General features: G+C 70.1%; 5 protein-coding genes. All 5 read right to left on the reverse strand.

Annotation, left to right across the window (positions count from 1 at the left end; translation table 11 throughout):
• Window positions 1–419 precede the first annotated feature (419 nt).
• Window positions 420–980, reverse strand: coding sequence for a GNAT family N-acetyltransferase (locus ACY34J_RS28375; protein WP_462729504.1), 561 nt, complete (start codon window positions 978–980; stop codon window positions 420–422).
• Window positions 981–1,152: 172 nt separating this feature from the next.
• A complete protein-coding gene (gene drmC / locus ACY34J_RS28380) occupies window positions 1,153–1,929 on the reverse strand; it encodes a DISARM system phospholipase D-like protein DrmC (protein WP_462729505.1) in 777 nt (258 codons plus the stop codon).
• Window positions 1,926–3,821: a DrmB family protein gene (gene drmB / locus ACY34J_RS28385; protein ID WP_462729506.1), complete on the reverse strand. Its 1,896-nt coding sequence runs from the start codon at window positions 3,819–3,821 to the stop codon at window positions 1,926–1,928. Before drmB ends, drmC begins: the two co-directional genes overlap by 4 nt.
• On the reverse strand, window positions 3,818–7,642 hold the full coding sequence (gene drmA / locus ACY34J_RS28390) for a DISARM system helicase DrmA (protein ID WP_462729507.1): 3,825 nt from the start codon (window positions 7,640–7,642) through the stop codon (window positions 3,818–3,820). The genes drmB and drmA overlap by 4 nt, the downstream gene beginning before the upstream one ends.
• A 166-nt stretch (window positions 7,643–7,808) precedes the next feature.
• A complete protein-coding gene (locus ACY34J_RS28395; RefSeq protein ID WP_462729508.1) occupies window positions 7,809–8,255 on the reverse strand; it encodes a GreA/GreB family elongation factor in 447 nt (148 codons plus the stop codon).
• Window positions 8,256–8,422: the final 167 nt, after the last annotated feature.

Consider the following 8,422-nt stretch of genomic DNA (forward strand, 5'->3'; position numbering starts at 1 on the left):
GACGTCGACCGTTTCGGCCCCGGGCACCTGCACGATACGCCCGCGGCGACCACACACGGTCACCAACAGGCTGGATCTCCCGGAGAACTGGCGACAGTTGATTAGGCGAGCCCACCAGTACCGAGGCCGGCCTTGGCGCCGACGGACGTCCAGGACCACCGCCTGCTCGCCGCCTTTCAGCGGTTGCCCGCCGAGCCGGACGCCGGGGACGGGGGGATGGTGAGCGGAAACAGACGATCGCGGTCGGAAGACGGGCCAGAGAAGGGCGTCCGACCTGCCGGAATCCTCACCGACGACGACATCATCTCGTACGCGAACGAGTGTGACCTGATCGTCCCTTTTGAACCCGAGAACGCGAAGTACGCCTCGCAGCCTCGCAGTCCGCCCGCGGGCACGTGGGGGCGGGAGTTCTGGGAGCTCTACGATGCCTGCTTGCCCGCCCGCCACTCCGGCGCAAGCACCGACCAGACCTCCATGTCGTGCCGCTTCCCCCGGTACGCGTAGCTCTCCCGAAGCACGCCCTCTTTCGTCATCCCGAGCCGCCGGGCCACGGCGATGCTGGGCTCATTCGCCGCCGAGACCTGCCACTCCACGCGGTGGATTCCCCGCTCCTCGATGGCCCAATCGATGATCACACGCGCGGCCCTGGTCACCAGACCCTTCCCCGCCGCCGACGGCTCCAGCCAGCAGCCCGCCTCGGCGGTGCCCCGCTTGACGTCCATCGTCCGGAAGAGGACTCCGCCGACCAGCTTGCCGTCCGTCCAGATGCCGTAGATCCGCCCGGCGTCGGCCGCGGCCTTCTCCGCGTACGCCTGGAGGTACGCCCGGCTCGACTCCAGGTCCGTGACGAAGTCCGGTAGCGCGATGTGCTGCCCGACGAACTCCCGTCCTCGGTCCATGTGGGTCAGGAACTCCTCGGCCTGCCACGGCTCGAGTGGGCGCAGCTCCGCGCCGTCGTCGCCCAGGGATATCGCGTACATCGTCACCCTCCACGGTCGAAACCAGCGCACAGTGCAAAGGGATCATCTCACCTATTGCGAACACCTTGGCCGCCGCGACGGGCCGAGACCACCGAGGCTTTGGATCACGGCATGAGCACCCAAGCGTCTTGCACCGTGGTCGTGCTGTGTTCCGACGGGAGGCTCGAACAGCTCAACCTGGCGCCGCGCTTCCGATCCGTCGCAGCACCTGCTTGCGCTGGAGTTCGCGGATGTGCTCGGCAGCTCGTGCCGGCGCGGAACCGCCGCGCACCAGTACACCCGCTTCCAGGTTGCGGTGCGCACCGGATTCAGTGAGATTGGCGCTGCCGAGGTACAGCAGCCTCCGGTCCGCAACGGCCAGTTTGGCGTGCTGCCGGGCGCGTTCGGTACCGCGAGATTCCGGCGCCCAGTGCCACAGCCGCACACCCGCGATGCCGGCGAACGCCTCGGCCGGCTCGGTTCCCCGAAGCAGGCCGCGGGCGCCGGCGAGCGTTTCCACGACGATGTCCACCTCCACTCCCCTGGCCACCGCATCGCCAAGTGCCTTGGTGAGGGCGGGGTAGGGGCGAGCCGAGTAGGTCATCGCAAGGAGTTCGGCCCGAGCCTCCCGGATGACCTCGGCCAGCACCTGCGCGGTCGCCCGTACCGGGACCCCGGGTGTCGAGGGGCCGCTCCACACGGTGCGCACCTCCACTTCACCCTGATGCCGTGTCCAGGCGGCGACGTACCCGCGCAGGTAGGCGGCGACCTCCGGGTACGGAATCCGCTCAGTGTCCGCGGCCTGGTACAGGGCCTTGATCGCGCCGCCTGCCGCCGGCGACTGCAGGACGTGCAGGGCGTACTCGGCCCCGCGCCCGCGGGCGAGGAAACCGGCAAGGTCCTTTGTCCGGACCGGCCCGAGGGCCGCCGCGGCGGCCTCGGCCGCGGCCTCGAACCTCTTGCGGCTCACGACAGCAGACCGGCCGGAGTCAGGACCTGCGCCAGGTCGTCCCCGAGAGGGACGAGGAAGCGACGGTCGAGGAAGCGGTTGCCGCGTTCGCACGTGGTCTCGGAGATGAACAGGCAGACATGGCATGCGGCGCCATGCAGGTAGTCCGCCGGGTCACGCGGCAGGCGCTCCGCACACAGCGGGTCGGAGGAGCAGTGGGCTGCGTCCCGCAGTGCGCGGCGGACGATGCGCTCGTAGTGCGGGTCCTCCGCGAGCGAGACGAGACCTCCGAGAGTGCCCTCGGAGTCGGGCACGGCCGTGTAGATGAGGATGCCGGTCCTCGGATCCGTCTCGTCACCGGCGTAGATGCGTTCCGCGAGGCTCGCCGAGTTGTAGCCGCACTCCAGGGCGATGGTGCGGATCAGCAGGTGCGAGAGGGTGTGCAAGGCGATGTAGCGTTCGCCCGGCCAGCCGTGCATGGGATCGAACGGCCCCGTGATCCGGTCCGACTTGCGGTTGGTGCGGAACCGGGCGAAGGCCTCACGATGGGCCGTCATCTGCGGTGACTTTTCCATCCGCGCCACCCAGTCGGCCATCAGGTCTTCCCGTATCCGCAGGAAGATCCCCTCGCCACGCACCTCGCTCGCCGGAACCCAGCCCTGCGAGGTGCGGGCGAGCCGCACCGGTGTGGCGATCTCGGGCGACTCGGGGTCGGGCGCGTCGAGCCGGGTGAACCCGATGAGGGCACGGGCTTCGCGCAGCCGCTCCACTTGGCGTACGTCGGCGAACAGTCCCTTCAGGGCGTCCGGTACGGATACGGCTCTCAGCGCGAAGTCGTCCGAGGCGTCCGGCGGGCGCGGCGCGGACAGTACGGCCCACTCGGGACTGAGGAGGTCCGCCGGTATCACGGGGCCGTCCGCGGGCTGACCGTCCAGGCCCGCCCTGCGTGCCTCGATCGCGGCCAGCACCTCCTCCGGGTCGTAGTCCTTGAGGTAACCGAACTGGGGAGTCCCCGCGAAGGCGTCGTAGATGGCACGGGAGGTGATGGCCTGGAGCTCGGCCCAGCGTTCCTCGACGAACTCGGAGATCTTCGCACCGTTGCCGGGCGGCAGGGCCAGAGCGCTGAGCGTCATGGGGAACCACTGGTTGGACGCGCCGGCGACCATCAAGGTCGCCTCCCGGTCACAGCCCTCGCTCTCGAAGGAACCGAGGTGCGGATGGCGGCCCCGGCATGCGGGAAGGTTGCGGAGGCCACGCTCGCCCATGGCGTCGCGGATGTTGCGCTTGGCACCGCAGCCGACGCATTCGAGGGTGACATTGGCCGCCTGGTTGCCACCGTGGTCCTTCATCCGCAGTTTGGGCCGGGGCACCTTCGGGCAGGCGGAACCGCCGTGCACGAAGGGCGTGTACGGAAACTCGTCCAGGTGGCCGGCGGTGCAGACCAGGGTGAAGCGTGCCGCGACGGCGAGCGGCTTGCCGCGCTTGCAGTCGTGGACGAACTTCGCCTCGTGCGGGGTGCGCGGATTGTTGTTGACGAAGGTGAACTCGCCCGAGTCGACAGCCGCCAGCACATTGCAAGCGGTGCAGCGCAGCCACTGTGGGAAGGGCGTGACGGGCACGCCGACGCCCTGCGCGGCCCAGTCCTTGGGGGAGTTGTCGGCTCCCTCCATCCACGGCGCGGCACGAAGCTCGGTGATCTGGGAACGCCCGTAGAGCTGAAGCGAGCGGTTGACGGCGGTACGCAACCGGGGCTCGTCGATGACGTAGTCGGTGAGCCCGGTGTGGCTCCACGACTCGAGTCCTTTGACCAGTACGGAGAAGTTGGGAAGGTCGATGAGGGCGCCGACGCCCGCGGTGAACATCAGGTGGCTGGGGCGTGCCGCCCCGACCCGGCGGAAGTAGTTGCCGCTCATCGCTGTCCCTTCCCGGCCTCCGGGCCGGCGGTGGCTCCGTATTCGTCGGCGTCGACGGCCGACTCCGTGTCTGCGTCGCGTACACCGAAGTGCCAGTCGGGGCCGCTGCCCGTGGGCTGGTCCATGAAGCTGCCGCCACCGGGCAGCAGCAGGTTGATCTCGTTCTCGGTCTCGCGCATGGACATGGGGACGGTCAGCTCGTCCCAGCGGGCTCCGTCGGCCTTGCGCAGCAGGGCGCTGACGAGGGTGTCCTTCTTCTTCTCCTTGCGGTAGCCGAGCACGGCGCTTCGGTCTCGGCGCGAGGCCCAGGTGTCCTTGAGCGCCGTGATGCGTTCCCCGAAGTACGTGCGTGCACGCGGCCCGCCCACCGCGTCAGCTCGTTCCAGCAGTCGCCGTTCGACATCGGAGGCGAGTTCGCCGTCCAGGTCGACGTACTGAGCGTCGGTGTTGCGGGAGTTCTCGTACGCGGCCTGGCGCAGCGCGGCGACATACGTGGCCGCGGTCCCCCGGTCGAGCGCGCGACGGGTGAACGGGGTGACCGACAGCGCCTCGACCTGGCGGTAGAAGGTGGCGTGGTAGTGCTCGAAGTCCTCGAAGTGGGCAAGGTCGCGGGGGCGCGACCAGTTGTAGAGGGTGACGACGAGCCCGGGTCGTTTCGCGTCACGGCCGACGCGGGAGGACGCCTGGATGTACTCGGCGGTGTTCTTCGGCTGGCCGACGACCAGCATCAGCCCGAAGCGGGAGACGTCCACGCCGACCTGGAGCATGGACGTGGCCAGGACCACATCGACGGCCTGCTTCACGGACGGGGTGATCCCCGCCCGCGGATGGCGCTTCTCGCGCATCGCCGCCGCGTACTCGGCGAGCAGGGCCCGCCGTCGCGGCGAGGTGTCGCGTTCGGGGTCGAATCCGGACTCCAGCCGTTTGAGGGTCGCGCTGATGTCGGCCGAGGAGATACGGGAGGTCAGCTCCTGGATGGTGAGCATGCCCGACTTGGAAACGATGCGGTCGGCAATGGTGTCGTGGCCCTTGCGGCTGCCGTTGGAGCGCACTCGGGTGGTGATGTCGTCGTCGAGGTAGCGGCGCATGCCTGCGAGTTCACGAGTGGCGTTGAAGTAGCCGACGAGCGTCATGTACGGGTCGGCGGGCGCGCCGTAGTCGTCGAACAGCTGCTGCGCACCGAGCAGCAGGATCTCCGCGACCCGGATCTCGGCGGCCTTGAGCCGGGTTCCGTGGGCGCAGACGCCGAGGTAGCGACGGCCGGGGTGCTCGCGGCTGAGCTCCACCTGCCGGGAGAAGAAGGTGTCGCCGGAGTCCAGGACCTGCGGTGGGAAGACGGCGACCTTCCGCCCGAAGACTCCCCGCACCTGGTCGGCGGCGCGCTTCGTGGTGGCCGTGGACGCCACGATCTTCGGCCCCACCTCGTGGCGTACCCCGTCGGCGGCGGTCCACCTCCAGGTGCACAGCTGGTCGACGGCGGACTCGAAGAGCCCGACGGTGGTGCCGAGCGAGCCCGATATGAGGTGCAGCTCGTCCTGGATGATCAGATCCGGGGGCCGCAACCGGGTGACGGACTGTGCGGTGACTGCGGGCAGTTTCCCCTTGGCGGTGTGCCGGCTGCGGCAGCCGGTCTCGGCGTCGAGGTCGTCGTGCCGGTAGCCGTGGCGCGGGCAGAGCTCGGTGACCCGGCCGAAGAGCAGCCCGGCGTAGCCGTTCCAGGGGAGCTGGGCGAGCTTGTCGACAGTGGCGATGAGCATCGCGGGTGCGAGCCGGTAGATCTCCTCGTCCACCGTGAGAACGGGGATGCCCTCGCCGGGTGCGCTGCGCCGGGAGAACGGGCAGCGGTCCTCGCCCTCGGCACGCGGGCAGTAGAGCAGGACCCGGCGGCGGACCTCGTCGTACTCCATGTCCTGGTGGGCCGTCAGTCCAGTACCGCACCAAGGGCAGCTGAGCACCTGGATCACACGCGCGTGCTTGTCGCTGGCGCTCTCCTTGGCGCCGGCGATCTGTTCCTGCGCCTCGGAGAACCAGTTGGGCGAAACGGAGGTTCCCACCCACAGTCCGATGCGGAACGGGGTGGCGCCCCAGCGCCGGTCCCCTGCCTGGTACGCCTGGCGTCGCAGCACCTCGCACGCGCTGACGAGGGCTGCCGCACGCTGGAACTGCTGGGCGGTCAGCAGTCGCAGGGTGTACCGCATCAGAACGCCCACGCCCGCCTCTCCGCTGCGGGCCTCGGTTCCGGTACCGATGACGCCCTGGAGACGGCGCAGCGCGAAGGTGTACGCGGCAAGTCCCAGGTAGGCCTCGGTCTTGCCGCCTCCGGTGGGGAAGAACAGCAGGTCGACCAGGGCTTCGCGACCGCTCCCCCGGTGCGGGTGGCCGGGCCGGGTGAGGGAGGCGAGGTTGAGCAGGACGAAGGCGAGCTGGAAGGGCCGCCAGCAGGCCCCGGCCTTGCCCCTGGCGTACACCTCGTCGTAAGCGGTGCGGTACGAGGCGCTGTCGCCCTCGTGTCCGGCACGGGCGGCGGCGATGGCAGTGTTGCGGCGCTGGAGCGCCATGGCCCGGTTGGCGAAGCGGAAGGCGTCGAGCGCTGTGTCGTCCGCGGCGAGGGCGTCGATGCCGAAGGCGATGCGGTGGCAGATCTCCTCGGCCTGTTCGATCGCCGCCTCCGCCGCGGTCCTCAGATCGTCGGGGAGCGACTGGGCCTTCTCACGTTGCCGCCCCAGCCAGACGCTGTAGCCGTCGGCGAGCGGCGCGAGGGCAGCGGCGAGTTCGGTGCGGCGGGCGGGCACCGCGAGGTCGGCCAGCTCGTCCATGCCGAGTTCGAGCCCGGCGAGCGGCTTCTGCTCCTCGACGGTGGGGGCGGTGGTGGCCTTCACGTCGTACTCGGGCAGCCAGGTCGTGGTCAGCCGGTGGGCGTTCCGTTCCCTGTCACGAACGTGCGCGTGAACGGCGACATTGCGGCCGGTGGCGTGGCGGAGGCTGTCGCGGTAGAGGAGCCGGAGCCGGCGCTCCTCGACGTCCTCGGGCCCGTTCGCGGACGCACCGGGCGCGAGCGGATCATCGATGGGGAGGAAGACGGCGGCCCGGTCGTCGGGGAAGGCCGTGATGTCGAGCCGGGTCTGGAAGAGCCAGTTGGCATCGCGGCGTTCTCCGGATTCCTCCAGCTCGTTGACGAGGGCGATCTGAACGACTCGGAGGTCCGCGCCGCTCGGCCCGGCGCTGCGCTCGCGTACCTGCACATCGAGGCGCACGCACGGCCCGCCTGCCTCACCCTCCAGCGCACGCTGGGTGTCGCCGACGGTACCCACAGCGATGTCCTCTTGGTGCTCGACGGATTCTCGGGTCCAACAGCGCTGAGTGCGGCCGTCGTCGGTGGGGACGTCCTCGAGGGCGTAGCGGCCCCAGCGGGCGGTGACGGTGAGGGTGCCGACCGAGGCGGGCACCACGAAGGACAAGCCCATGGACGAGGCCCAGATCCGTCCCGCCGCCTGCGGGGTCAGCAGCTCGGCCAGTTCCGTCTCGGTGCGCTCCCCGTCCGCGCCGGGGTCCACGTCGGCGTTCTGCGCGGCGGTGCGGGCCATCTCCCGGGTGGTCCCGGCGGCGGGGCGTGGGCCGAGCATCCCGACGAGGTAGCGGTCACGCGGACCGGCCGAGCGGTGCGGCAGCCGCTCCGTCTCCCCGTCCCACGGACCGAGGAGATCCCGGCGGATGTACGCACCGAGGGCATCCCGTACGTCGTACGAGTCGCCGGGGAGGAAGGTCTGCGGCACCTCGTCGAGCGGATGCGGGACGGGTGCCGCGGCGGGCTGGGGAGACATGCGGTGGCGGCCCTTTCGAGAGGGAACCTGATGACGGATCACCACCGCGCAGAGGCACGGCGAGTGTCCCGGAACAGTATGCTTTTCGTTGACTAAGTTCACAATGGAGATGCGCGCGGGCTTCTCTCGCACACTCCCTCATGGGCGCACCTGGCGGGTCGGCCGCTCAGGAGCGGATGGCACGGATGGCGGCCCGGCGGGTGCGGCCGTCGGCGGTGGTGTACTCGGCCTCGTGGCCCGACCGCTGCCACATGAGTGCCAGACCGAGCGGAGAGGCCGGCGAGACGTGGTCCTCCTCCCCGGTCGACAACTCCGCGACGGTGTACCGGGTCTCGTCCACGGTGCCGTCGAACTCGAGGACGAGCAGAGCGCCGGGGACGACGACCGGTGGGTCGCCCGCTTCCGGGGTCATCGACACGGCGTCGAGGAAGGAGCGGAGGAACGCCACACGCTTCTCACGCCGGTTGCGGCGATCGTTCTGGGCCTTGCGGAGGAAGACCAGGGTGGCCGCGTCGACGTCCTTGGGCGTCTCGTCGGGCTCGGACAGAGCCTTCTGCAGTTCGCGCAGCTCGCGCAGGACGCGCTGATAACAGCCGGGGCTGACCTCCCGCACGGGGAACTGTGCATGGCGAACGGTCAATGGCGTGGGCCACACCCCGGCCTCATCACCTTCTGGGGACACCTGGGCAGAGACCACCCCCGCCACGGGTTCCGGCTCCGGCTCCGGCCTTGGCTCCGGCCTTGGCTCCGGCCTTGGCTCCGGCCTTGGCTCCGGCCTTG

Source organism: Streptomyces sp. HSS9-12, from assembly GCF_054963655.1.

Excerpts from the sequence above, each read along its gene's own strand:
- drmA (WP_462729507.1), bottom strand. The coding sequence starts at position 7,642 with ATGTCTCCCCAGCCCGCCGCGGCACCCGTCCCGCATCCGCTCGACGAG.
- drmB (WP_462729506.1), bottom strand. The coding sequence starts at position 3,821 with ATGAGCGGCAACTACTTCCGCCGGGTCGGGGCGGCACGCCCCAGCCAC.
- ACY34J_RS28375 (WP_462729504.1), bottom strand. The coding sequence starts at position 980 with ATGTACGCGATATCCCTGGGCGACGACGGCGCGGAGCTGCGCCCACTC.